The organism is Roseococcus sp. SYP-B2431, assembly GCF_004336745.1.
Lineage (GTDB): Bacteria > Pseudomonadota > Alphaproteobacteria > Acetobacterales > Acetobacteraceae > Roseococcus.
Window position 1 is genome coordinate 140,769 of record NZ_SJXD01000026.1, and the last position, 22,247, is coordinate 163,015.

Genomic DNA, 22,247 nt, shown 5'->3' on the forward strand with positions numbered 1-22,247 from the left:
GGCCCAGCCATTGAGAATCGTCCTCGCCAATGAGGGCCCGCGCATCGAGGCCGATGCCATCGGCCAACGGCCGCTCGGCGGGGTCGAGACGGCGGTGGCGCTGCTGGCGAGGGCGTTTTCCGCGCGGGGACACGAGTTGCACCTGCATTTCGAGGGCGAGGCGGCGCCCCTCCCCGATCACGCCGACCTCGTCATCGCCACGCGCGTGCCGCGCCTCTTCGCGGAGCTCCCGAAGGGCCGGCGCGTGCTCTGGCTGCACAATCCGGCGCGCTACCTTCGCAAGCCCCGCCACGCCTGGCCGCTGCTGCGCGCGCGGCCGGCTCTGGTGACGCTCGGCCCTCATCACGCCGGGACGCTGCCGGGCTGGCTGCCGGGCCGGCGCGTGCAGATCCCCCTCGCCGTGGCTCCCCCCTTTGACGAGCCCGTGGCCGAGCGGTCGCCGCCCGCCCCGGTCGCGGTCTTCACCTCGAACCCGACGCGCGGGCTGGACGAGCTGGCCGCCCTCTGGCCCCGCATCGGCGTGGGCGCGCTGCACGCCTATTCCGGCGCCGCGACCTATGGCGGCCATGCGCGCCTTGCTGAGCGGGCCGCGCCCATCCTGGGGCGCGCCGCGGCGAATGGCGCCCGCATCCTTTCCCCGGTCCCTCGCGCGGAGCTGCGCGAACGACTCCTGGAGGCCCGCTGCATGCTCTACCTCGGCGACGAAGGCGAAACCTTCTGCCTGGCGCTGGCTGAGGCCCAGGCCGCTGGCCTGCCCTGCGTGGTGATGAACCGCGGCGCCGTGGCCGAGCGCATCCAGGACGGCGTGACCGGGATCGTGGCCCGCGGGCCCGACGCCTTCATCGAGGCCGCGCGCCGCGTGCTCACCGACGACGCGGCCTGGCTCGCCATGCACCGCGCCGCCCTGGCGCGAGGCCCCGGCCCCGGCTGGGGGGACATCGCCGCCCGCTTCGAGGCTCTGGCATGATCCGCCTCGCCAATATCATGGCCGGCGCCAGGCATGGCGGCGCCGAGGCCTTCTACGAGCGCCTGACCCTCGCCCTGCACGGCGCGGGCGACGAGGTGCTGCCGATCATCCGCCGCGATCCGGAGCGCGCCGCACGGCTGGCGGCCGGCGGGCTGAGCCCGGTGGAGCTCCGCTTCGGCGGACCGATCGACATCGTCACCCGCCCGCGCCTCGGCCTGCTGTTGAAGAAGTTCCAGCCGGGCGTCGTCATGGCCTGGATGAACCGCGCCGCCAGCAAGACGCCCCCTGGCCCGGAGCCGACGCCCTGGCCCACGGTCGGCCGCCTCGGCGGCTATTACGACCTCAGATACTACCAAAGCTGCGACCACCTGGTCGGCAACACGCGCGACCTGCGCGACTGGATCGTCGCCCAGGGCTGCCCGGCGGCGAACGCCCACTACCTGCCCAACTTCGCCGCGGACTTCGCCGGCGTCGCGCCGGCCGCGCTGCCCGGCGAAGGCCCGCGCCTGCTCGCCATGGGCCGCCTCCACCGCAACAAGGGCTTCGACCTCGCGATCCGCGCCCTCACGCTCCTCCCCGGCGCGACGCTCTGCATCGGCGGCGAAGGCCCAGAGCGCGAGGCGCTGACCGCCCTCGCCCGGGACTGCGGCGTGGCGGAGCGCGTCCATCTCCTCGGCTGGCGCGAGGACGCCGGCGCGCTGCTGGCGGCCTGCGACCTCTTCGTCTGCTCCTCGCGCCACGAGCCGCTGGGCAATATCGTGCTGGAGGCCTGGTCCGCCTCCCGGCCGGTCGTCGCGGCGGCGGCCCAGGGGCCGGGCGAACTCATCGACCCCGGAGAGACCGGACTGCTGGTCCCCGCCGAATCGGCCGAGGCGCTGGCGGATGCCATCCGGGCCGCCCTGGCCGATCCGCAGGATGCCGCGCGGCTGGCCTGTAACGGCCGGAAGGAATTCGAGAAATCCTTCGCCGAGGCCCCCGTCCTCGCGCAGTGGCGCGATTTCCTGCACAAGGTGCAGCGATGAAGGTCGTCCCTGGAGCATGGTCGCTGCAGGGGCAATCACCGGAAGCCTGAGTCATGCCCTCACATCGACGAGCTAGAGGCTTTGCAGTGAGCACTTGCGAACGGAAAAGGCTCTAGACGATGTGCGGTCTCGCCGGCCTCGCCCTGCGCCCGGGCGCTTCCCTGCCCGCCGCGGCACTGGAGGCGATGACGACCGCCCTGGCCCATCGCGGGCCGGACGGCGCCGGGCATCACATGGCGGGCGGCGTGGCGCTCGCGCACACGCGCCTGTCCATCATCGACCTCGTGACGGGCGACCAGCCGCTCTTCGCCGGAGGCGCCGCCCTCGTCGCGAACGGCGAAATCTACAACTACCGGGAGCTGCGCGAGCGGAACCAGCTCGTCTGCGCCACCCAGTCCGACTGCGAGCCGCCGCTGCACCTCTATCGCCGCGACGGGCTGCGCTTCGTGGACGGGCTGCGCGGCATGTACGCCATCGCCCTGCACGACCGCGCCACCCGCCGCCTCGTGCTGGCGCGCGACCCCTTCGGCATCAAGCCGCTCTACATCGCCGAGACGGCGGCCGGCATCGCCTTCGCCTCGGAGCCGCAGGCGCTGATCGCCGCCGGCCTGGTCCAGCCACGGATCCGGCCCGAGGAGCGCGACGAGCTGCTGCAGCTGCAATTCACCACCGGCGCCGAGACCATCTTCGAGGGCATCAACCGCGTGCTGCCGGGCGAGAGCCTCTGCATCGCCGACGGCCGGATCGTCGAGCGCCACCGCCGCGCCGCCCTGCCCGAGGGCCCGCCCGAGACCATTTCCGAGGAAGCCGCCCTGGCCCGGCTCGACGCGGCGCTGGAAGAGAGCGTCCTGCTGCACCAGCGCAGCGACGTGCCCTACGGGCTCTTCCTCTCGGGCGGCACGGATTCGGCCGCGATCCTCGCCATGATGGCCCGCCTCAACGACACGCCGGTCATGGCCTTCACCGCCGGCTTCGACGTGAAGGGCGCCGCCGACGAGCGCGCGGCCGCCCGCCAGGCCGCCGCGGCCGCCGGCGCGCAGCACGTCGAGGTGCAGGTCACCGAGGAGATGGTCTGGAAGCACCTCCCCGAGATCGTCGGCGCCATGGACGACCCGGCGGCCGACTACGCCATCATCCCCACCTGGTTCCTCGCCCGCCGCGCCCGGCAGGACGTGAAGGTCGTGCTGGCCGGCGAGGGCGGCGACGAGATCTTCGGCGGCTATGGCCGTTACCGCGCGGCGATGCGGCCCTGGTGGCTCTGGGGCCGCGCCATGCGCGCCCGTGGAGCCTTCGACCGGCTGGAGGTGCTGCGCAGCCAGCCACGGTCCTGGCGCGACGGGATCGCCGCCGCCGAGACCGAGGCCGCGACCGGCGGGCGCACGCGCCTGCAGGCCGCCCAGGCCGTGGATGTCGCCGACTGGCTGCCCAACGACCTGCTGACCAAGCTCGACCGCTGCCTCATGGCGCATGGCGTCGAGGGCCGCACGCCCTTCCTGGATCCGGGCGTGGCGGCAGCGGCCTTCCGCCTGCCGGACGCGTTGAAGGTGCGGAAGAACACCGGGAAATGGCTGCTGCGCGAATGGCTGGCGCGGCATTTTCCGGCCTCCGAGCCGCATCGTCCGAAGCAGGGCTTCACGGTCCCGATCGGCGCCTGGATCGCGCGGCGCGCCGACAGGCTCGGTCCGCTGGTGGCGCGGCAGCCGGGCATCGCCGAGCTGTGCCTGCCCGGAAAGGTCGAGCAGCTCTTCCGCCATGCGGCCGAGAGGCGGCTGGGGAACGCGGCCTGGCATCTGCTGTTCTATGCGATCTGGCATCGCCGCCATGTCGAGGGGCGCCGCGCCGAAGGCGACGTCTTCGAATTCCTGGCATGACGGAATTCCTTACTGCGCCTTCTATTTCGCTTTAGGCCGCGGGCACTGAAACCTACCATTCCGGCGCTTCGATCGAAGGGCCGCGATGCCGCCGACGAGTTCGTCCTCAGCCTGGCTGTGCCTTGCCGCCCTCGCGATCGCCGTGCCGCTCCATGCGGCACCCGCCCGCGCCCAGCCGGCGGCTGCCGCGACGATGGAGCTGGTCGCGCTGCCGGAAGGCGGATCGCCGCGCGTCCTGATGCTGTCGGTGCCGCGTCGCACCGCGCCGCCCCGCGGCTTTCCGCTCGTCGTGCTGGTCGCCGATACCGGCGGCCCCGGCCCGCGGACCGACACCTATGCCCTGCGGCTGCTGGAGAACGGCTTCGCCGTCGCCGAATCCTACGCGGAGAGCGATACGCCGCGCAGGCTGCTGCCCGATGTCAGGGAAGCGCTCGCCGCGGATCGCCGGCTGGACCTGGCCCGGCTGGCAGCCGTCGCTCTGGGAGCTGGGGCCCGGGTCGTCCTGCGCGAATGGGCGGCGGGGACGCCGATCCTTGCGCTCGCCCTGCTGTACCCAGGCTGCGACCCGGCGCTGGCCGAGACGGCCCGCCGCGCCACGCCCGCCACCCAGGGAGCGGCCGTGCTGCTGCTGCATGGCGATGCCGACCCGGCCAATCCGCCCGAGTCCTGCGCCGCGTTCTTGGCAGCCCTCTCCCCCATGGCGCGGCCGAGGCAGCTCGTGCTGGCCGGGGCGACCTATGCCTGGGACGCCACGCATCTGGTGGTGCCGGGCGCCGCGCTGCGCGCCGTGCATCCGGCCGCGCCCGAAGGGCCGCGCGTGCTGGCCCGGCCGGATGCGGGAATGACGCTCGTGGCCGTGGACCGCATCCTCGCCTTCCTGGCGGCCACGGGCCGGCTGGCCGGCCCCTGACCTGCCCCTCCAGGCTACTCGCCGATGTTCAGCAATGCGCCCTTCACCCGCGCGGCCTGGAACTGGCTCATGAAGACCCAGCCCATGGCGGCGATCCAGGCGGCGTCCAGCAGATAGGCCGCGCCCAGATGGCCCCAGGCGATCTCGCCCTGGGTCAGCGCCGCGCGCATCCCCTCGAAGATGTGCGCCGCCGGCAGCGCCAGCGCGACGGGCTGCAGCCAGGCCGGCAGGATGCTTACCGGATAGAAGACCGCCGCGAAGGGCGTGATGCCGAAGAGCACCGACCAGGCCAGCGTCTCCGCCCCCGCGCCATAGCGCAGGATCAGCGCCGTCACGCCCAGGGCGACGGCCCAACCCATGATGATCAGCGCCGCGAAGAAGGCGACCAGCAGCGGGCCGAGGGCGAAGATGTTGAAGGAATAGAGGAACCAGGCGAGCAGCATGGCCGGGATCACGCCGATCATCGTGCGCAGCACGGCCATGGCCGCGAGGCCTGCCACCAGCTCGCCCGGCCGCAGCGGCGAGACGAAGATGTGGCCGAGGTTGCGCGACCAGATCTCCTCCAGGAAGGAGACGGAGAAGCCCATCTGGCTCCGCAGCGCACCCTCCCAGAGCAGCACCCCGCCCAGCAGCACGCCGGCCGCGACGGAGCCCAGATTGTCCTGCACGCCCGCCAGATAGGCGGTGATGAAGCCCCATACGACCATCTGGAGGATGGGCCAGTACATGAGCTCGATCAGCCGCGGCAGCGAGCGGCGGTAGAGCGCGAGGTGGCGGTAGACCAGGCCCCAGACCCGGCGGAGAGAGCCGTTCACTGCGCGGCCTCCGCGCGCGTGCCCCGCGCGATGTCCAGGAAGACCTCCTCCAGGTCGCCGCGGCCGAAGCGCTCGACCAGCTCCGCCGGGCTGCCCTCGTCCACCACGCGGCCCTGCTTGAGCATGAGCACGTGGTCGCAGAGCCGCTCCACCTCGGCCATGTTGTGGCTGGCGAGGAGGATGGCGCAGCCGGTTTGCGCCCGGTAGCGCTCCAGCCAGGTGCGGACCCAGTCGCCCGTGTCGGGGTCGAGGCTGGCCGTGGGCTCGTCGAGGAGCAGCAGCTCGGGCCGGTTGATGAGCGCCTTGGCCAGGGCCACGCGCGTCTTCTGCCCCGCCGAGAGCTGGCCGGCGGGGCGGTCCAGCAGGTCTTCCAGCTGGAGGTCGCGCGCCAGCTCGGCGATGCGCGCCTCGGCGTTCCGCACATTGTAAAGATGGCCGTAGACGCGCAGGTTTTCCGCGACCGAAAGCCGGTGCGGCAAGGCGATGTAGGGAGACGAGAAGTTCATCCGCGCCAGCGCGGCGAAACGGTCCTTCGCCATGTCGTGCCCTAGTGCCGCGATGCGCCCGGAACTCGGCACCAGCAGGCCCAGCAGCATGGCGATGGTGGTCGTCTTGCCGGCGCCGTTGCCGCCCAGCAGCCCATAGGTCGCGCCCATGGGCATGGCGAAGCTCAGCCCGTCCACAGCGGGGGCGCGGCCGGCCGTATAGGATTTCACGAGGTTCTCGACGATCAGCGCCTGGGACATGGCGGGGATATGCGGCCGATGGCGGGCCCCGTCACCCCCATCAAGGCCGAGCAGTTCCGTAAGGCTGCGCGACGCTGCCACCGTTCATCGACATATCCTTATGCCCGATCTCAACGGGCCGCTCTTGCGCGCCCCGCCGGACCCGTCAGATTGCGGCCGTTTCCCGACCTGCGGAGTTCTTCCCCCGATGCCCCATTTCGATCTCATCCTGCGCGGCGGCCAGGCCGTCCTGCCCTGGGGCATCGAGCCGCTTGACATCGGCGTGCGCGACGGCCGCATCGCCGCCATGGGCGCGCTGGGCAAGTCCGAGGCGACGCAGGTCATCGACTGCACGCATCTCCACGTGCTGCCCGGGCTCATCGATGCCCACGTCCACCTGCGCGAGCCGGGCGATCCCAATGTCGAGACCATTGAGACCGGCACCAGGGCCGCGATCCTCGGCGGCCTCACAACGGTCTTCGACATGCCGAACACCGCGCCCTCCATCACGGATTCGGCGCAGCTGGCCTGGAAGCGCGCCTATGTGGCCGAGCACTCCTGGTGCGACATCGGCCTCTATGTCGGCGCCTCCAAGAAGAACATCGCCGAGCTCGCCGAGCTGGAGACCGAGGACAATGTCTGCGCGGTGAAGGTCTTCGCCGGCTCCTCCACGGGCGACCTGCTGATAGAGGACGACGCGACGCTGGAGGCCGTGATGCGCTCCGGCCGCCGGCGCATCTGCTATCACTCCGAGGACGAGTACCGCCTGCAGGAGCGCAAGCCGCTCTTCACCGAGGGCATGCCGCACCGCAACCACATGGTCTGGCGCGACGTGGAATGCGCCATGCTGGGCACGAAGCGGCTGATGGCCATCGCCCGCAAGACCGGCCGCCCGGCGCATATCCTGCACGTCTCGACGGCCGAGGAGCTGGAATACCTCGGCGGCTTCAAGGACATCTGCTCGGTCGAGGTGCTGATGAACCACCTCACCCAGACGGACGAGGCCTATGACCGCCTCGGCGGCTATGCGGTCATGAACCCGCCGATCCGCGAGCAGCGCCATCTCGAGGCCGCCTGGGCCGCCGTGCGGAACGGCACGGTCGACGTGGTGGGCAGCGACCACGCGCCCCATTCCCGCGCGGCCAAGGAGCGCCCCTGGCCCAACACCGCCGCCGGCCTGACCGGCGTGCAGACCATCGTCCCCGTCATGCTGGACCATGTGAGCGCCGGCCGCCTCAGCCTCGTGCGCCTGGCGGACCTGATGTGCGCCGGGCCCGCGCGGATCTACGGCGCGGTGAACAAGGGCCGCCTCTCCGTCGGCTACGACGCCGACTTCACGCTGGTGGACATGAAGAAGGCCCGCGAGATCACCAACGACTGGATCGCCAGCCCGTGCGGCTGGACGCCTTTCGACGGCTATCGCTGCCAGGGCTGGCCGGTGGGAACCATCCTCCGCGGCCATGTGGCGATGCGCGACGACGAGGTGCTGGGCGCCCCGATCGGCAAGCCGGTCGCCTTCCGGTGAGCGAGGCGCGCGACGCCGCCGAGCGACGCGCAAGGGCCACCGCCGAGATCGTCGCGCGCACCGGCATCGATGCCGCGATGATCGAGGACCTCACGCGCCGCTTCTACGCCAAGGTGCGCGAGGACACCCTGATCGGGCCGGTCTTCAATGCGAGGATCACCGACTGGGAGCCGCATCTGCAGCGCATCTTCGCCTTCTGGTCCTCGGTCGCGCTGATGTCGGGGGCGTATCGCGGCAATCCCATGGAGCTGCATCTGCCGCTCCCCATCGACGCCGCGCATTTCGACCGCTGGCTGGCGCTCTTCGGGGAAACGGCGCGCGAGACCTGCCCGCCGGCCGCGGCCGAGCATTTCGTCGACCGCGCCCGCCGCATCGCGCAGAGCCTGGAGATGGGCATCGCCGCGGGCCAGGGCGTGCTGCTCGGCAAGGACGAGCGGTTCCGCCGGGAGCCGGAGCGGTGAGCAAGCCGCCGGAATTCCGCGACTACGCCTCGCCCGCCTGCTTCCTGCACGAGGTCGATCCAGACTATCTCGGCTATGCGCCCGAGCCCGATGCCGAGCAGCGCCGCGACGTGGCGCGCTGGCGGAAGGCCGAGCGGGAGCGGCTGATCGCGCAGCGCCTCGCGGTCGATCCCGAAACCCGCCGGCAGGAGACGGCACGCATCGCCGGCGGGCTGGATTCGGTGATCGGCGAGGTCGCCGGCCGCATCGTCAGCGCCTATTGGCCCTTCCGCGGCGAGCCGGACCTGCGCTCCTGGCTGGAGCGGGTCCACGCCCGCGGCGGCCGCTGCGCCCTGCCCGTGGTGGTGGAGAAGGCCCGTCCCCTCGTCTTCCGGGAGTGGCGGCCCGGGGCGCCCCTCGCGCGCGGCATCTGGAACATCCCCATCCCGGCCGAAGGCGCGGAGGTCGTGCCCGACATCGTGATCGCGCCCGTGGTGGGCTTCGATCCCGGCGCCTACCGGCTCGGCTATGGCGGCGGCTTCTTCGACCGGACCCTGGCTGCGATGACGAAGAAACCCCTGGTCCTCGGCGTCGGCACCTCGCGCGCGGCCATCCCCACGATCTTCCCCCAGCCGCACGACATTCCGATGGACGCGATCGTCACCGAGCAGGGCGTCACCGAGCGGGGCGTTACCGAGCGGGGCGTTACCGAGCGGGGCGTCACCACAGCCCCGGCCACCGCGCCGCCCGCTCCGCCTCCTGCGCCGGGGTGAGGCTCGCCGGCCCGTCCACCACCCCCTGCACCATCGGGATAGTCCCCGGCCGGGTGACCCAGCAATCCACGCTGCCCCGGCTGCGCGTGCAATAGGGCGACGGGCCGGGCGCCGGCGCCGGCGCCGCGCAATAGGACATCCCCCGGTCCAGCCGGACGATCGAGCAGTCCCGCCCCGTCACCCCCGAGACCAGGATGTCCGGCACCGTCCGCCCCACCAGGGTCAGCGACGCCACGTTTACCCCCGCCGTCGCGACCAGGGCCGGGCCGTCGCAGCCTCCCAGGATGGGAAGCAGGAGCAGGGGCCATCGGGGCAGGGAGAGGGGGATCGGGTGCCGCACAACCGCCATGAAGCGCCCGCAAGCCTTAACGCCGTGCAAAGGGGCCGCTATACCCCTGCTCCCGAAGCTGAGGCACCCGTATTGTCCGATCTGATCGACGAGGTTGACGAGGAGATGCGCGCCGAGCGCGCGCGCAGGCTCGCGCAGCGCTATGGCGGCCTCATCACCGGGGTCGTGCTGCTGGCCATCGCCGGCGTGGGCGGCTGGGAGGCCTGGCGCTGGCATGAGCGGCGCGAGGCCGGCAAGGCCGCGGAATCCTTCCTGGCCGCAACCCGCGACGCCGCCGCGGAGGGCGCCGACCTCAAGGCCGTCGCCGACCGCTTCACCGCCATGGCGCCCGACGCGCCCTCCGGCTACCGCGCGCTCGCCCGCCTGCGCGCCGCCGCCCTCCTGGCCGAGACCGGCCAGACGGAGCAGGCGCTCGCCGCCTATGACGCCCTTTCGCGCGATGCCGATGCCGACCCGCTCTACCGCGATCTCGCGACCGTGATGTGGGGCCTGCGCGCGCTCGATTCGGGCGATGCGGCCGCGATCCAGGCCCGCCTCGCCCCCCTCGCCGTGCCCGGCGCCCCCTGGCGCGCCTCGGCGCAGGAGGTCCAGGCGCTCGCCGCCCTCAAGGCCGGCAACACCGAGCAGGCGCGGACCACCCTCCAGGCGATCACGACGGATGGAGCGACTCCGCAGGGGCTGCGCGACCGCGCCGGCCGCCTGCTCCAGGGACTGGGAAGCTGATGCCGGATTCGACGAAACGACTTCTGGGTCGCCGCACGGCCCTGCTGGGCGGCGCCGCCCTTCTCGCCGGCTGCGAAACCGCCCGCGACTGGGCGGACGACTTCCTCGGCACCACCAAGGTCCCGCTGCCCGGCGAGCGCCGCCCCGTGCTCTCCACCGAGCGCGAGGTCGCGGCCGACCAGGCCGCGGCCGCCCGCGCCTTCACGCTGCCGCCGCCCACGCTCAACCTCGAATGGCCGACGGCCGGCGGCGCGGCGGGCCATGCGCCCGGCCACCTCTCGCTGCCGCGCCCGATCGGCGAGGTCTGGCGCACCTCCATCGGCTCGGGCAACGCCTATCGCCGGCGCCTCACCGCCTCCCCGCTCGTGGTGGGCGACGCGGTCTTCGCCATCGACGCGCTGGGCTGGGTGACCTGCCTCGACGTCGCCCGCGGTGGGCGTCGCTGGCAGACCGACACCCGACCCCGCCGCGACCGCGACGGCGCGCTGGGCGGCGCCATCGCCTATTCGGACGGCGTGCTCTACGTGGCCACCGGCCTGGCCGAGGTGCTGGCGCTCGATCCCGGCTCGGGCGAGATCAAGTGGCGCGCGCCGATCGGCGTGCCCGCCCGCGGCGGCCTTTCCATCGCCGGCAGCAAGATCCTGGTGCCGACCGTCGAGAATCATCTCGTCGCGCTCTCGACCGAGAATGGCGCCCGCGCCTGGGTCTTTCGCGCCTCGCCCGTGCAGGCGCTGCCGCTCGGCCTGCCGAGCCCGGCCGTCGAGGGCGACGTGGCCGTGGCAGGCTTCGCCTCGGGCGAGATCGTGGCGCTCAACGTCGCCGACGGCCGCGTGCTCTGGAGCGAGAGCCTCGGCACCACGCGGGGCGGCGTCTCCATCGCCGATATCGGCGCCATCTCGGCGCTCCCGGTCATCGACCGCGGCCGGGTCTTCGCCATCGGCATGGCGGGCGCGGCGACCAGCCTCGACCTGCGCTCCGGCCGCCGCGTCTGGGAGCGGGAGGTCGGCGGATCGCTGACGCCGGCGCTCGCGGGCGACTGGTTCTTCGCCCTCACCCGCGGCAACCGGCTGATGGCGATGGAGCGCGACAACGGCCGTGTCCGCTGGATCTCCGAACTGCCCAGCTTCGAGGACGAGGCGCGCCGCCGCCGCCCGATCGTCTGGGGCCCGCCGGTGGTGGCCGGCGGCCGCCTGCTGCTCTCGTCCAGCAACCGCCAGCTCATCGAGGTGGATGCCGGATCGGGCGAGACCCTCCAGCGCCTGCGCCTGCCCGACGGCGCGACGCTGCAGCCGGTGGTGGCCAACAACAGCGTGTACCTGATGACGGACGGCGGCTCGGTCGTCGCCCTTCGCGGTGTAGGATAATGGCCGCGTCCGATGATCGGAGCGCCGGCGGGCGCGACGGTCTGAATCGGCCGCGCAAGGACTCCGACAGCCTTCCGGTGGTCGCCATTCTGGGCCGGCCGAACGTGGGCAAATCCTCCCTCTTCAACCGGCTCGTGGGGCGGCGCCTCGCGATCGTGGACGACACGCCCGGCGTGACCCGCGACCGCAAGGAGGCCGAGACCCAGATGGGCGGCCGCGACATCCTGCTGGTCGACACCGCCGGGCTGGAAGAGGCCGCGCCCGAGACGCTGTACGGCCGCATGCGGGCGAGCTCCGAGGCGGCGCTCGATCAGGCCGACGTCGCCGTCTTCGTGGTGGATGCCCGCACCGGCATCACCGCCTCCGACCGGGCCTTCGCCAACTGGCTGCGCCGGGCGCGCCGGCCGGTGATCCTCGTCGCCAACAAGGCCGAGGGACGCGGCGGCGCTGCCAATGCCATGGAGGCCTATGAGCTCGGCCTCGGCGATCCCATCGCCGTCTCCGCCGAGCACAACGAGGGCATCGCGGGGCTGATGGAGGCCATCGCCGAGCACCTTCCCGAGCTCGAGCCCGAAATCGAGGAGGAGGGCGACGCCAAGCTGCTGCGCCTGGCCATCCTCGGCCGGCCGAACGCCGGAAAATCCACGCTCCTGAACACTCTGCTGGGGGAGGAGCGCATGATCACGGGCCCCGAGCCCGGCCTCACGCGCGACGCCATCGCCAGCCAGTGGCAGGACGAGCATGGGCCGATCCGCATCGTGGACACCGCGGGCATGCGCAAGCGCGCGCGCATCACGCATCGGCTGGAGGAGATGAGCGTCGCCTCCTCCATCGGCGCGCTGCGCGAGGCGGAGGTGGTGATCCTGGTGCTCGACGCCCTGCTGGGGCTGGAGGAGCAGGATATCCGCATCGCCCGCCTCGCCGAGCGCGAGGGCCGCGCGGTGGTGATCGCGCTGAACAAGTGGGACGCGGTCGAGGACCACGCCGCTGCCCGCCAGCGCATCTCCGACACACTGGAAACCTCGCTGAACCAGCTGCGCGGCATCGAGGTCGTGACCATCTCGGCCGCGACCGGCGCGGGCGTGGACAAGCTGATGCCCGCCGTCCGCCGCACGCATGAGCGGTGGAACCGCCGCATCGGCACGGGCGCGCTGAACCGCTGGTTCGCGCATATGTTGGAGAAGCATCAGCTGCCGCTGGTCGAGGGCCGGCGCCTCAAGCTGCGCTACGCCACCATGCCCAAGGCGCGGCCGCCCACCATCACGATCTTCGGCACGCGCGCCGAGCAGCTGCCGCAGGAATACCAGCGCTACCTGCTCAACGGCTTCCGGGAAGAGTTCGACATGCCCGGCGTGCCGATCCGGCTGCAGCTGCGCGGGACGGAAAATCCCTATGCCGAGGAAGGCGAATAGGGCCAAGCAGGGCTGAGCTTCGGAAAACGCCGAACGGTCCGGCGCCCGCAGCCGTCTAGGCTCATGCCTCCCAAGGGAGGAAAGCCGCATGAGCGCCGCCTATGAAACGTTCCGCGACCTGCACCAGAAGGGTTGCTTCGTCATGCCCAACCCATGGGATGGCGCATCGGCGGTGCTCCTGGCGCGCGAGGGCTTCGCGGCACTGGGCTCCACCTCGCTCGGCATCGCCTTCGCCTTGGGCGTGCCGGACGGGCGTGCGCTGCTGAGCCGCGAGGTCTCGATCGAGAACGCGGCGATGATCCACCGCCTCACCGGCCTGCCCGTGAACGGCGACCTGGAGGACGGTTTCGGCCCCTCGCCGGAAGACTGCGTGCGGACCGTCGAGGCCTCCATCGCCGCTGGCCTCGCGGGCCTGGGCATCGAGGACACCACGGCCAATCCGGCCGATCCGATCCACGGCTTCGACGCGGCCGTGGCCCGCGTGAAGGCGGCGGCAAAGGCCGCGCGCGGCAGGATCGTCCTGACCGGGCGGACGGACAACTTCCTCAACGGCCGCCCGGACCTGGACGACACCATCCGCCGCCTCCAGGCCTTCGCCGAGGTCGGCGCCGACGTGCTCTACGCGCCCGGCCTGCCCGACATGGCGGCCATCGAGGCCGTGGTGAAGGCGGTGGCGCCCAAGCCCGTGAACGTGGTCTTCGGCCCGCGCAGCGGCCCGGTGCCGCTTGCGGTGCTGGCGGCGGCCGGCGTGCGCCGCGTGTCGCTCGGCGGCTCGCTCTATCGCCAGGCGATGGGCGCGATGGTGGGCGCGGCGCGGCGCCTCAGGGCGGGCGACTTCGACATCATGGGCGGGGCGCCCACCAGCGCCGAGGTGACGGAGCTCCTGCCGACGCGCGGCTGACATCGCCGGCGCAATGTCGAAGGGTCGCCCGACCGACCGCCCAGATGCCCCCCTTGGAGATTGCGGCCCGACGCCGCAGTATCCGCCGCGAAGAAGGGCGGCGCGCCGTGCGCCGCGATGCCGGCACTCGGGGGCGGAACTCTACATGATCAACAAGATCGTCGACTCGCTGGTCGACGCCCTGTCCGGCGTGAAGGACGGGTCCACGGTGCTCATCGGCGGCTTCGGCAGCGCCGGCCAGCCGGACGAGCTGATCGAGGCGCTGATCGAGCAGGGCGCGAAGGACCTCACCTGCGTCGCGAACAATGCCGGCACGGGGCATGTCGGCCTGGCCCGGCTGATGGAGCTTGGCCGCGTCCGCAAGATCATCTGCTCCTTCCCGCGCAGCGCCGGCAGCGTGGTCTTCGAGGAGCTGTACCGCGAGGGCAAGATCGAGCTGGAGATCGTGCCCCAGGGCACCATGGCCGAGCGCATGCGCGCCGCCGGCGCCGGCATCCCCGCCTTCTTCACCGCGACCTCGCACGGGACGCTGCTCGCCAAGGGCAAGGAGGAGCGCGAGTTCGAGGGCCGCAAATACGTGATGGAGCGCTGGCTGAAGGCCGATGTCGCGCTGATCGAGGCCTGGAAGGCCGATCGCTGGGGCAATCTCGTCTACAATCAGTCCGGCCGGAACTTCAATCCCGTGATGGCGACGGCGGCGGAGCTGACCATCTGCCAGACGCAGCACATCGTGGAGCTCGGCGAACTCGATCCCGAGGCAATCGCCACGCCGGGCATCTACGTGAATCGCGTGGTGCGGGTGGATCGCGGGGCGCCCTGGGCGCCGTGATGCCGGCGGCGCGGGAGGGCTCGCCCTCCCGCGGATGCGCTCCCTCGCCTCGGCAGCCGTCTACGCCGCCGGTCGCCGCCAGTGCAGCGCCAACTCGCGCGAGCGCGCCATGGCCCGGGCCCGCGTCTCCTCCCGCGGCGTGATCTCCGCCATCGCGCGCGCCAGTCGCGCGAGCGTCGCCTCGCCGGCCTTGGTCAGAGGCAGCCGCGGCACGGCCGGGCAGAGGCTCAGCAGCTGCAGCGCGGCCTTCACCGGCACCGGGTTGGTCTCGGCGAAAAGCGCCTCGTGCAGCGGTGCCAGCAGGTCGCGCAGCTCGGCGAAGCGGTGCAGGTCGCCCGCCCGCCATGCGCTGTCGATGGCGGCGCAGAGGGCGGGCGTGACATTGGCCGTCACCGAGATGCAGCCCTCGCCCCCCATGGCCAGATGCGCCGCGGCCGTCCCGTCGTCGCCGGAGAATTGCGGGAACTACGCCCCGCAGAGCCGGCGCAGCCGCGCGGGCCGCGAGAGGTCCGACGTCGCGTCCTTGATCGCGGCGATCGCGCCCTCCTCCCAGAGCCGGGCGACGGTCTCGTCACTGAAGGCGACGCCCGCCCGCGAAGGCACGTCATAGAGCATCACCGGCAGGCCACTTCGCGCGGCCACGGCGCGGACATGCGCGCGCAGCCCCTCCTGACCCGGCCGCACATAGGGCGGCGCCGAGATCAGCAGGCCGGCGGCGCCGGCATGGCCCGCCGCCTCGGCCAGGGCCACGGCGGCCTCCGTGCAGGGCGCGCCGATGCCGGCAATCACCGGCACACGGCCGGCCACCGCCTCGACGACGGCATGCACCGCGCGCGCCTGTTCCTCGGGCCGCATTGCGGGCGCCTCGCCTGTCGTGCCGCAGACCACGAGGCCGCCGGCGCCGCGCAGCACGGCACGGTCGGCGAGACGCGCGAGCACGTGCAGGTCGAGGTCCAGCGTATCCGCCCCCGAAGGGCGTCACGAGCGCGGGGATGGCGCCGCGCAGCGCGTCGAACGAACCGGCGCCGCTCATCGGACCGCTCCCCGGTCCGCCCCTTGGCGGCAGAGCAGCAGCACCACGCCGTCCAGGCCGGCGCGGCGCCGCACGCGGGAGAAGCCGTATTCGTGCAGGCTGCGGACTAGGCGGCGCGCGGCCTGGGCGGCGGCGCCCCGCAGCGTCAGGGCGAGCCTCCCGCCGCGGCCCAGGGCGCGGCGGGCGCTCTCGGCCACCGCGACGGCCTCGGCCTGGCTCGCGACGCCCTCCGCGATCACGAGGTCGGCGGGCTCGGGATGGCGTGGCGGCGCGGCCAGGCTGACCGCGGAGCGGCAGCCATGGCGCAGCGCGGAGCAGAGCAGCTCCGGTCCGCCATGCACGAGCAGCAGGCGGTCCCCGGGGCGCGCCTCGGCGAGGTCGAGCAGGTCGCCCGTGGGGTTGAAACGGGCAGGTCGGTCAGGGTCTGGCATGGTCCTCTCCATGCCGGAAAGCTGCGCCTGGCGGGCGTCGCGGCGCGATGCGGTTCGCGGTCCCGCCCCGTAAGGCGCGCATAAGCCCCACGCTGGACCTCCGCGCGCCGCGGGCTTAGCTTCGACGGCCTCAGGAGGACCATCCAATGCCCTACAGCCGCACCGACATGGCCGCGAAGGCCGCCGCCGATATTCCGGAGGGCTGGGTGGTCAATCTGGGCATCGGCATGCCGACGCTCATCGCCAACGAAGTGCCGCTGGAGCGCGAGGTCCTCTTCCAGTCGGAGAACGGCGTGCTGGGCATGGGCCCGGCGCCGGAAAAGGGCAAGGAAACGCCCTGGCTCATCAATGCCGGCAAGCAGTTCGTCACGCTGCGCGCCGGCGGCTCCTTCTGCCACCATGCCGACAGCTTCGCGATGATCCGCGGCGGGCATATCGACCTCTGCGTGCTGGGCGGCTTCGAGGTCGCGGAGAATGGCGACCTCGCCAACTGGGCGACCAGCGAGAACGACACGGCCCCCGCCGTCGGCGGCGCGATGGACCTCGGCGCCGGCGCCAAGCGCCTCTGGGTCGTGATGGACCACACGACCAAGGACGGCCGCCCGAAGATCGTGGAGAAGTGCGGCTATCCGCTGACGGCGCTGGGCAATGTCAGCCGCGTCTACACCAACCTCGCCGTGCTGGACGTGGTGCAGGGCCTCGGCTTCGTCGTGCGCGACATCGCGGACAGGATCAGCCTGGAGGAGCTTCAGGCAAAGAGCGCCGCCAAGCTCCACACGCAGTCGTGAGGGCGGGGGCATGAGCGCTTCGGCCGCCGGCGTCGCGCCCTTCGCGGGCGACCGCGCCGAGAGCATCGAGATGATCCGCGATTCCGCGCGCGGCCTGCTGGGCGCGGAGATGGCGCGCGTGCGCAGGCTGCGCTTCACCGAGCCGGGCTTCGACCCCGCCCTGCTGCGGCAGATGGGCGAGGCGGGCTGGATCGGCCTCGCCGTTTCCGAGGATGCCGGCGGAACCGGCCTCGGCATGGGCGAGATGGTCGCGCTGGCCGAGGAGATCGGCCGCTCGCTCGCGCCCGAGCCGCTGATCGGCTGCGCCCTCTCGGCCGACCTGTTGGCCGCGGCCGGCGCCACGGAGCTGCTGGGCCAGCTCCTCGCCGGCGAGGCCGTGGTGCTCACCGCCTGGCAGGACCGCGCGAACACGCTGGCCCTGGCCGAGACGCCGGATGGCGCGCGCGGCTTCGTGCCGATGGCCGCGGGCGCGACGCACATCCTCTGGCCCGTCGCTGACGGCGCCCGCGTGATGCTGCACGTGCTGACGCGCGACCAGGTCGAGATCACGGCCGAATCCACGCAGGATGGCGGCCATCTCGGCACGATCGTGCCGAAGCCCTGGACCGGCCACGGTCCCGGGACGCACATCGCCGACGACGTGAAGGCCGCGCTCGCCGAGGCGCTGGACCGCGCGGCGCTCGCCACCGCGGCGTCGCTGCTCGGCGGCATGGAGGCGAGCTTCGCGATGACGCTGGACTATCTCCGCACGCGGCAGCAGTTCGGCAGGATCATCGGCACCTTCCAGTCGCTGCAGCACAAGGCGGCGGATGCGAAGATGCAGGTGGCGCTCACCCGCGCGGCCGTCGAGCAGGCGGCCGCCGCGCTGGATGACGGGGTGTCCGGCGATGCGGCCAAGGCGATCGTGAGCCGCGCCAAGGCGCGCGCCAGCGAGGCGTCCATGCTCGTCGCCCAGGCCTGCGTGCAGCTGCATGGCGGCATCGGCTACACCGACGACTACGATGCCGGCCTCTACATGCGCCGCGCCATGGTCCAGGCCCCTGCCCTCGGCGGCGCCGCGCTGCACCGCAAGCGCTTCATGGCCCTGGCGCCGGAGACCGAGGAATGAACGACGTGACCGAAGCGCCCGTCATGCGCATCGCCGAGGAGCGGCACGGCGCCGTCCTCGTGCTCACCATCGACTATCCCGCGCGCCGCAACGCGCTGGCCGTTCCGCTGCGGCAGGAGCTGGAGGAGGCGATCGAGCGCGCCAACACGGACCGGAGCATCCGCTGCCTCGTGCTCACCGGCGCGGGCGGGGTGTTCAGCGCCGGCGGCGACATCTCCGGGATGAACATTGAGAACCCCTATGACGGGCGCGAGCGCATGCGCCGCACGCACCGCCTCGTGCGCATCATGGCGCGCAGCAACCTGCCGATCGTGGCCGCCGTCGAGGGTTGGGCAGTGGGCGCGGGCCTCTCGCTGATGCTGCTCTGCGACACGGTGGTCGCGGCAGAGAATGCGCGCTTCATGGCGGGCTTCCACAAGATCGGCCTGATGGCGGACATGGGCATGCCGGCGACGCTGCCGGCCCGCATCGGCGTCGGCCGCGCGCGCGACATGCTGCTGCACCACACCCAGTATCTCGGCACGGAGGGCAAGGAGATCGGTCTCGTCGACTACGTGGTGCCACCGGGCCGGGCGCTCGAGGTCGCGATGGAGAAGGCGCAGGCGCTGGCCGAATCCGCGCCGCTGCCCATCGCCTTCACGCGGCAGTGGTTCGCCGAGGATCTCGACAAGGCGCTGGCGCGCGAGGCCGATTTCCAGGCGACGCTCTTCGTGACGCAGGACCACAAGGAGGGGCGCGAGGCCTTCCTGGGCAAGCGCAAGCCGGCCTTCACGGGGAAGTGAACCGGGGGGCATCGTCCCCCCCTCATTCGCCCAGCGTCGTCCCCGCGCGACGCTCACCTCCGGCGCCGATGGTTCGGGTTTCGCCGTCCAGGGGCAGTTCGCAGTGGTTATGGATATGCGTCGCCGCGACAGCCGCCTGGCCCATGCCGACCACGATCTGGTCCAGCCCCCGCACGATGTCGCCCGCGGCGTAAAGTCCGGGGACACTCGTCTGGCCGTGCCCGTCCACGACGAGCGCGCCGGAATCGTCGCATCGCGCCCCCAGACCGACGGCCAGCTCGGTGCGATAGTGCAGGCCCAGCGCCGAGTAGAGGAGGTCGAAGCGCAGCTCCGCGCCGCCGCCCGTGCGCAGGGCCATGATGCGGCCGTCCCGCACGTCGAGCCCCGCGATCGCCTCCTCCACGAGGCGGATCCGGTGGCGGCGCGCGATCTCGAGCTCTTCGGGAGAGAGAAGCAGCTTCTCCCCGAGGCTCAGCAGCGAAACGTCGTTCGAATAGGTCCTGGCGATGAAGGCCGCTTCCGCCAACCCCCGCGTGCCATGGCCGATGACCGCGATCCGCCGGTCCCGCGCTTCGAAGCCGTCGCAGATGGGGCAATAGCGCACGAGTCCGCGCCGCACAGCATCCGGCAGGTCCGGCAGTCGCGGCTCGATGTCCCTCGATCCCGCGGCCAGGAGGATCCGCCGGGCACTCATCCGGCAACGGCCGCCATCCCTCAGGCGAATCTCGGCCATCAGCGCGGCGCCGTCGCGGAGCAGCGAGGTCACACGTCCCATCCGGGGCTCCACGCCATACTGGCCGGCATGCGCCCGGATTCGCGCCAGGATGCCGCTGCCAGGGATGCCGTCCCCGAAGAACGGGATGTTGTGGCTCTCCGGGATGCTGGCCGCCCGGGACTCTCCCGCATCGATCACGGCGAAGCGGCGCTTGAAGCGCGCAAGGTAGATGGCCGCGGTGAGGCCGACCGGGCCGCCGCCGATCACCAGCACATCGAGCCCGTCGCCTTCGGGGGTCATGGCAGCCCTTTCTTCCGTCGCGAGGCGTTGTCTCGCGGCGCGCGCTCGCTCGGAGTCCTCAAGGGCGAAGAAGGGCGCGTGAACCACGCGCCCTTTTGCCTCGTCACCGATCCAACGGAAGAGCGGACGAGCCGCCACCGCCGGTGCCTGGACGGCAAGGACCGACCTGGTGTGGTCAGCCTCTCCGCTCTTCGCCAGCCGGCGTCTCATCCTTCGCCAACCGGTCGTTGACCTCCCCCGCCAGGCCCGTGGCGGCGTCCCCGGCGGCTTTCGCGGTCGTGCTCAGGGCTTCGCCGAGAGCTTCACCGGCCCCCGAGAGGCTTCCCTCGTCGAGCCGCTCCTTCACCTTGGCAAAGCCTTCGGCGACGGTATCGCTCGCGCCCTGCAGATGCTCGCCCGCCACGGCGCGAACCTGCTCGACGGCCTCCCGGCCCAGATGGCTGACACGCTCCGTCGCGGCATCCGCCGCCTCGCCGAGCCATTCGTCCTCCGCCTGCGTGCGCGGCAGCACCGCGCCAAGCGTCGCGCCGACAGCAACGCCGAGGAGGCCCAGCAGCCAGGGCTGTGCCTCCACGGCCCCCGTGGCCGAGGACCAGCCCGCCTTCACGGCGGCGGTGGCCTGCTCCGTGGCGGAGCCCGCGCTGTCGCGCAGGGAGGCCGCGGTTTGCGAGGCGCTCGCGCCGCCCTCGATGGCGCTGCTGGCGAGGCTCGAGCCGGCCTGGACCACCTGCGAGGCGGTCTCGCTGACATAGGAGCCGGCGCGCGTCGCCGCCTCGCCGACTGCGCTGGCCGCCTTGCCCACCTGCTCCATCGCGCCGCTTACCATGGAGGACTGTCCTCCCGTCTCCTGGAAGGGGCGCCGGGGCGGGGGGAGGCGGAGCGGATCGCGTTCCGGCATGGACGTGCCGGAGCCGCCGCGGGACAGCAGCATCCAGCCGATCCCCGCGCCGATCAGCAGCACGGGCAGCGGATTGTCGCGCACCGCGCTGCCCAGGTTGCGGGCGAATTCCGCGCCGCCGCTGCCCCGCGCATAGTCGGAGACGCGGTCGATCACCTCGTCCACGATCTGGCTCGGCGCCAGCTTTTCCCGCAAGGCGTCGAGCGTGCCGGAGACATTGGCCCGGGTCCGCTCCACATCGTCCTCGATATCGGCCGGGGACCTGCCGCCCGGGTCGATGGTGGTGCTGCTCATGGGATCTGCTCCTTGATGACCTCGGCGTCGCGCCCGAGCTGCGCCGCCGTCCGATGCGGAACGAGCGTGGCGGATTTCAACCGGCCCATCGCGCCATGCAGCGCGATGTAGCCGACCACGGCCACGACGACGCCGACGATGAGCGCAGCGATCGTCGCCGGCAGCCCGGCATATTCGACGAGTGCCGCGACGGCCGCCTGCAGCAGGATGATCAGGGCCGCCAGCAGCAGGATGCCGCCGATGGCCATGGCGCCGATGGCGGCGCCCACCGAGGAGACCTTCTCATTGATCTCGGCACGGGCGAGCTGCACTTCCTGACGCACGAGCGTCGTCGCCTGGGTGACGAGGTCGCCCAGCAGGTCGGGCACGGAGCGCTGGGTTTCGTCGCTCATAGCGGCGACTCCGAGCTCTCGTCAGGGATCCTGCCGCCGGTCTGGCCTCCCGCCGTGACGGGACGCGGCTTCGGCACCGATCCAGCGGCGGCGGTCGGCATCTGGCCGGGCTCGGCATCGCCCGCCCGATGTGCCGCGGCGCCGCCGAGGGAGGCGCCGGCCATGGTCGCGGGCCGTGCGACCTCGCCGGGACCTTCCCGGGTCCAGCCCGGGGCCATGCCGGAGCTGGGCCGCGACGGCGACGGCGCAGACTGCCCGCTGACTGCCGCCTGCCGCTCGCCGGCGGAGCTTCGGGCGAAGCGCACCAGGGCGAAGCCGGCGACGGCGGCGGCACCGAAGAAGAGGCTGGGCTGGCGACGCGCGAAATCGGCCACGTCCTGGCAGAGCTGACCCGCGCTCCGCTCGCGCAGCGCCTCGGAAATCCCGTTCAGCGAATCCGCCGCCGACCGGACGTGCCGGGCGATGTCCGGCGAGGAGCCTTCCAGGTCGTCGGCGGCGCGATGAACGGCCCGCGCCAGACCGGAGGCCTGCTCGGCTCCCGCGGCCTTGCCTTCCTCCACCAGGCCCTCGGCGCGTTCCTGCGCCTGGCCGAGCAGTTCCGCCCCCTGGGCCTTGGCTTCCTCGGCGGCTTTGCCCGCAGCCTGACTTGCGGCGCCCACCGCTTCCGAAGCCTGTGCCTGAACGCGGCCGGCTATGGCGCCTGCATCTCTTCCGACGTCGTCGAGCATGTCCCGAGACGATGTTGATGGTTGCGATCTGTCGCTCATGGCGATCTCCGATGAAGGCGGCGAGGACGATGTCCCCCCCTTCACAAACCCGGCGGCCAACTACGGTTTCCGCCGGACAAGCAGAATTTCGGGCCGGCAGGCGACTTTTGCTT

Annotated in this window: 23 protein-coding genes and 1 pseudogene; 15 read left to right on the forward strand and 9 right to left on the reverse strand. The window is 72.4% G+C overall.

What is annotated here, in order from left to right:
- The first annotated feature begins 10 nt into the window (after positions 1-10).
- The 4 genes from EJV46_RS15130 (at position 11) to EJV46_RS15145 (ending at position 4,770) form a co-directional block, all read left to right on the forward strand.
- Positions 11-967 (forward strand): glycosyltransferase, encoded by a 957-nt coding sequence (locus tag EJV46_RS15130; RefSeq protein WP_165585562.1) that lies wholly within the window; start codon positions 11-13, stop codon positions 965-967.
- The gene (locus tag EJV46_RS15135; protein ID WP_206020830.1) at positions 964-1,989 is read left to right on the forward strand and encodes a glycosyltransferase; all 1,026 of its coding nucleotides are present in this window, start codon (positions 964-966) and stop codon (positions 1,987-1,989) included. The genes EJV46_RS15130 and EJV46_RS15135 overlap by 4 nt, the downstream gene beginning before the upstream one ends.
- A gap of 119 nt (positions 1,990-2,108) precedes the next feature.
- Positions 2,109-3,860, forward strand: a complete 1,752-nt coding sequence (asnB, locus tag EJV46_RS15140; RefSeq protein WP_131549529.1) for an asparagine synthase (glutamine-hydrolyzing) — start codon at positions 2,109-2,111, stop codon at positions 3,858-3,860.
- 85 nt (positions 3,861-3,945) lie between these two features.
- Complete coding sequence (locus EJV46_RS15145; RefSeq protein ID WP_131549530.1) at positions 3,946-4,770, forward strand: hypothetical protein; 825 nt, start codon at positions 3,946-3,948, stop codon at positions 4,768-4,770.
- Between the two features lie 14 nt (positions 4,771-4,784).
- Here EJV46_RS15145 and EJV46_RS15150 read toward each other — a convergent pair whose 3' ends face one another.
- Both EJV46_RS15150 and EJV46_RS15155 read right to left on the reverse strand, forming a co-directional pair.
- The gene (locus EJV46_RS15150) at positions 4,785-5,585 is read right to left on the reverse strand and encodes an ABC transporter permease (protein WP_131549531.1); all 801 of its coding nucleotides are present in this window, start codon (positions 5,583-5,585) and stop codon (positions 4,785-4,787) included.
- Positions 5,582-6,331 carry an ABC transporter ATP-binding protein gene (locus tag EJV46_RS15155; protein WP_131549532.1) on the reverse strand — a complete coding sequence of 250 codons (750 nt, stop codon included), beginning with the start codon at positions 6,329-6,331 and terminating at the stop codon, positions 5,582-5,584. The genes EJV46_RS15150 and EJV46_RS15155 overlap by 4 nt, the downstream gene beginning before the upstream one ends.
- A 187-nt stretch (positions 6,332-6,518) precedes the next feature.
- On the opposite strand from EJV46_RS15155, the gene EJV46_RS15160 reads away from it, so the two are divergent.
- Genes EJV46_RS15160 through EJV46_RS15170 form a run of 3 tightly spaced genes read left to right on the forward strand, consistent with a single transcriptional unit; the run spans position 6,519 to position 9,048 of the window.
- Complete coding sequence (locus EJV46_RS15160; protein WP_131549533.1) at positions 6,519-7,835, forward strand: dihydroorotase; 1,317 nt, start codon at positions 6,519-6,521, stop codon at positions 7,833-7,835.
- Positions 7,832-8,296, forward strand: coding sequence for a group III truncated hemoglobin (locus EJV46_RS15165; RefSeq protein ID WP_240782578.1), 465 nt, complete (start codon positions 7,832-7,834; stop codon positions 8,294-8,296). Before EJV46_RS15160 ends, EJV46_RS15165 begins: the two co-directional genes overlap by 4 nt.
- A complete protein-coding gene (locus EJV46_RS15170; protein WP_131549534.1) occupies positions 8,293-9,048 on the forward strand; it encodes a 5-formyltetrahydrofolate cyclo-ligase in 756 nt (251 codons plus the stop codon). The genes EJV46_RS15165 and EJV46_RS15170 overlap by 4 nt, the downstream gene beginning before the upstream one ends.
- Here EJV46_RS15170 and EJV46_RS15175 read toward each other — a convergent pair.
- Complete coding sequence (locus tag EJV46_RS15175) at positions 8,996-9,397, reverse strand: hypothetical protein (protein ID WP_131549535.1); 402 nt, start codon at positions 9,395-9,397, stop codon at positions 8,996-8,998. The two genes, EJV46_RS15170 and EJV46_RS15175, sit on opposite strands and share 53 nt — an antisense overlap.
- Positions 9,398-9,469: 72 nt before the next feature.
- Between EJV46_RS15175 and EJV46_RS15180 the strand changes: the two genes are divergently transcribed.
- From EJV46_RS15180 to EJV46_RS15200, 5 genes are all read left to right on the forward strand, one after another.
- Positions 9,470-10,120, forward strand: a complete 651-nt coding sequence (locus tag EJV46_RS15180) for a tetratricopeptide repeat protein (protein WP_131549536.1) — start codon at positions 9,470-9,472, stop codon at positions 10,118-10,120.
- Positions 10,120-11,484 (forward strand): PQQ-binding-like beta-propeller repeat protein, encoded by a 1,365-nt coding sequence (locus tag EJV46_RS15185; RefSeq protein WP_131549537.1) that lies wholly within the window; start codon positions 10,120-10,122, stop codon positions 11,482-11,484. The genes EJV46_RS15180 and EJV46_RS15185 overlap by 1 nt, the downstream gene beginning before the upstream one ends.
- A 77-nt stretch (positions 11,485-11,561) precedes the next feature.
- Positions 11,562-12,896 carry a ribosome biogenesis GTPase Der gene (gene der, locus EJV46_RS15190; RefSeq protein WP_240782579.1) on the forward strand — a complete coding sequence of 445 codons (1,335 nt, stop codon included), beginning with the start codon at positions 11,562-11,564 and terminating at the stop codon, positions 12,894-12,896.
- A gap of 88 nt (positions 12,897-12,984) precedes the next feature.
- Positions 12,985-13,797, forward strand: a complete 813-nt coding sequence (locus tag EJV46_RS15195; protein ID WP_131549539.1) for an isocitrate lyase/phosphoenolpyruvate mutase family protein — start codon at positions 12,985-12,987, stop codon at positions 13,795-13,797.
- Between the two features lie 145 nt (positions 13,798-13,942).
- Positions 13,943-14,626, forward strand: a complete 684-nt coding sequence (locus EJV46_RS15200; RefSeq protein WP_131549540.1) for a 3-oxoacid CoA-transferase subunit A — start codon at positions 13,943-13,945, stop codon at positions 14,624-14,626.
- Between the two features lie 60 nt (positions 14,627-14,686).
- Here the strand turns inward: EJV46_RS15200 and dapA are convergent.
- Positions 14,687-15,565, reverse strand: a pseudogene (dapA, locus tag EJV46_RS15205) (4-hydroxy-tetrahydrodipicolinate synthase).
- A gap of 90 nt (positions 15,566-15,655) precedes the next feature.
- Positions 15,656-16,090: a hypothetical protein gene (locus EJV46_RS15210; RefSeq protein WP_131549541.1), complete on the reverse strand. Its 435-nt coding sequence runs from the start codon at positions 16,088-16,090 to the stop codon at positions 15,656-15,658.
- Between the two features lie 146 nt (positions 16,091-16,236).
- Here EJV46_RS15210 and EJV46_RS15215 point away from each other — a divergent pair, with 146 nt between their 5' ends.
- The 3 genes from EJV46_RS15215 to EJV46_RS15225 are packed head-to-tail and all read left to right on the forward strand — an operon-like array spanning position 16,237 to position 18,768.
- Entirely contained in the window at positions 16,237-16,878 is a 642-nt protein-coding gene (locus EJV46_RS15215) for a 3-oxoacid CoA-transferase subunit B (protein WP_131549542.1), read from the forward strand.
- Between the two features lie 10 nt (positions 16,879-16,888).
- Positions 16,889-17,986 carry an acyl-CoA dehydrogenase family protein gene (locus tag EJV46_RS15220; protein WP_131549543.1) on the forward strand — a complete coding sequence of 366 codons (1,098 nt, stop codon included), beginning with the start codon at positions 16,889-16,891 and terminating at the stop codon, positions 17,984-17,986.
- Positions 17,983-18,768, forward strand: a complete 786-nt coding sequence (locus EJV46_RS15225; RefSeq protein ID WP_131549544.1) for an enoyl-CoA hydratase/isomerase family protein — start codon at positions 17,983-17,985, stop codon at positions 18,766-18,768. Before EJV46_RS15220 ends, EJV46_RS15225 begins: the two co-directional genes overlap by 4 nt.
- Before the next feature lie 22 nt (positions 18,769-18,790).
- Here EJV46_RS15225 and EJV46_RS15230 read toward each other — a convergent pair whose 3' ends face one another.
- From EJV46_RS15230 to EJV46_RS15245, 4 genes are all read right to left on the reverse strand, one after another.
- Positions 18,791-19,783, reverse strand: a complete 993-nt coding sequence (locus EJV46_RS15230) for an NAD(P)/FAD-dependent oxidoreductase (RefSeq protein ID WP_131549545.1) — start codon at positions 19,781-19,783, stop codon at positions 18,791-18,793.
- 175 nt (positions 19,784-19,958) lie between these two features.
- Complete coding sequence (locus tag EJV46_RS15235) at positions 19,959-20,975, reverse strand: DUF3618 domain-containing protein (protein WP_131549546.1); 1,017 nt, start codon at positions 20,973-20,975, stop codon at positions 19,959-19,961.
- Positions 20,972-21,367 (reverse strand): phage holin family protein, encoded by a 396-nt coding sequence (locus tag EJV46_RS15240; protein ID WP_131549547.1) that lies wholly within the window; start codon positions 21,365-21,367, stop codon positions 20,972-20,974. The genes EJV46_RS15235 and EJV46_RS15240 overlap by 4 nt, the downstream gene beginning before the upstream one ends.
- Positions 21,364-22,095 carry a hypothetical protein gene (locus EJV46_RS15245; RefSeq protein WP_131549548.1) on the reverse strand — a complete coding sequence of 244 codons (732 nt, stop codon included), beginning with the start codon at positions 22,093-22,095 and terminating at the stop codon, positions 21,364-21,366. Before EJV46_RS15245 ends, EJV46_RS15240 begins: the two co-directional genes overlap by 4 nt.
- Positions 22,096-22,247: the final 152 nt, after the last annotated feature.

Excerpts from the sequence above, each read along its gene's own strand:
- EJV46_RS15135 (WP_206020830.1), top strand. The coding sequence starts at position 964 with ATGATCCGCCTCGCCAATATCATGGCCGGCGCCAGGCATGGCGGCGCC.
- asnB (WP_131549529.1), top strand. The coding sequence starts at position 2,109 with ATGTGCGGTCTCGCCGGCCTCGCCCTGCGCCCGGGCGCTTCCCTGCCC.
- EJV46_RS15145 (WP_131549530.1), top strand. The coding sequence starts at position 3,946 with ATGCCGCCGACGAGTTCGTCCTCAGCCTGGCTGTGCCTTGCCGCCCTC.
- EJV46_RS15155 (WP_131549532.1), bottom strand. The coding sequence starts at position 6,331 with ATGTCCCAGGCGCTGATCGTCGAGAACCTCGTGAAATCCTATACGGCC.
- EJV46_RS15160 (WP_131549533.1), top strand. The coding sequence starts at position 6,519 with ATGCCCCATTTCGATCTCATCCTGCGCGGCGGCCAGGCCGTCCTGCCC.
- EJV46_RS15175 (WP_131549535.1), bottom strand. The coding sequence starts at position 9,397 with ATGGCGGTTGTGCGGCACCCGATCCCCCTCTCCCTGCCCCGATGGCCC.
- EJV46_RS15185 (WP_131549537.1), top strand. The coding sequence starts at position 10,120 with ATGCCGGATTCGACGAAACGACTTCTGGGTCGCCGCACGGCCCTGCTG.
- EJV46_RS15195 (WP_131549539.1), top strand. The coding sequence starts at position 12,985 with ATGAGCGCCGCCTATGAAACGTTCCGCGACCTGCACCAGAAGGGTTGC.
- EJV46_RS15200 (WP_131549540.1), top strand. The coding sequence starts at position 13,943 with ATGATCAACAAGATCGTCGACTCGCTGGTCGACGCCCTGTCCGGCGTG.
- EJV46_RS15210 (WP_131549541.1), bottom strand. The coding sequence starts at position 16,090 with ATGCCAGACCCTGACCGACCTGCCCGTTTCAACCCCACGGGCGACCTG.
- EJV46_RS15215 (WP_131549542.1), top strand. The coding sequence starts at position 16,237 with ATGCCCTACAGCCGCACCGACATGGCCGCGAAGGCCGCCGCCGATATT.
- EJV46_RS15220 (WP_131549543.1), top strand. The coding sequence starts at position 16,889 with ATGAGCGCTTCGGCCGCCGGCGTCGCGCCCTTCGCGGGCGACCGCGCC.
- EJV46_RS15225 (WP_131549544.1), top strand. The coding sequence starts at position 17,983 with ATGAACGACGTGACCGAAGCGCCCGTCATGCGCATCGCCGAGGAGCGG.
- EJV46_RS15230 (WP_131549545.1), bottom strand. The coding sequence starts at position 19,783 with ATGACCCCCGAAGGCGACGGGCTCGATGTGCTGGTGATCGGCGGCGGC.
- EJV46_RS15235 (WP_131549546.1), bottom strand. The coding sequence starts at position 20,975 with ATGAGCAGCACCACCATCGACCCGGGCGGCAGGTCCCCGGCCGATATC.
- EJV46_RS15240 (WP_131549547.1), bottom strand. The coding sequence starts at position 21,367 with ATGAGCGACGAAACCCAGCGCTCCGTGCCCGACCTGCTGGGCGACCTC.
- EJV46_RS15245 (WP_131549548.1), bottom strand. The coding sequence starts at position 22,095 with ATGCTCGACGACGTCGGAAGAGATGCAGGCGCCATAGCCGGCCGCGTT.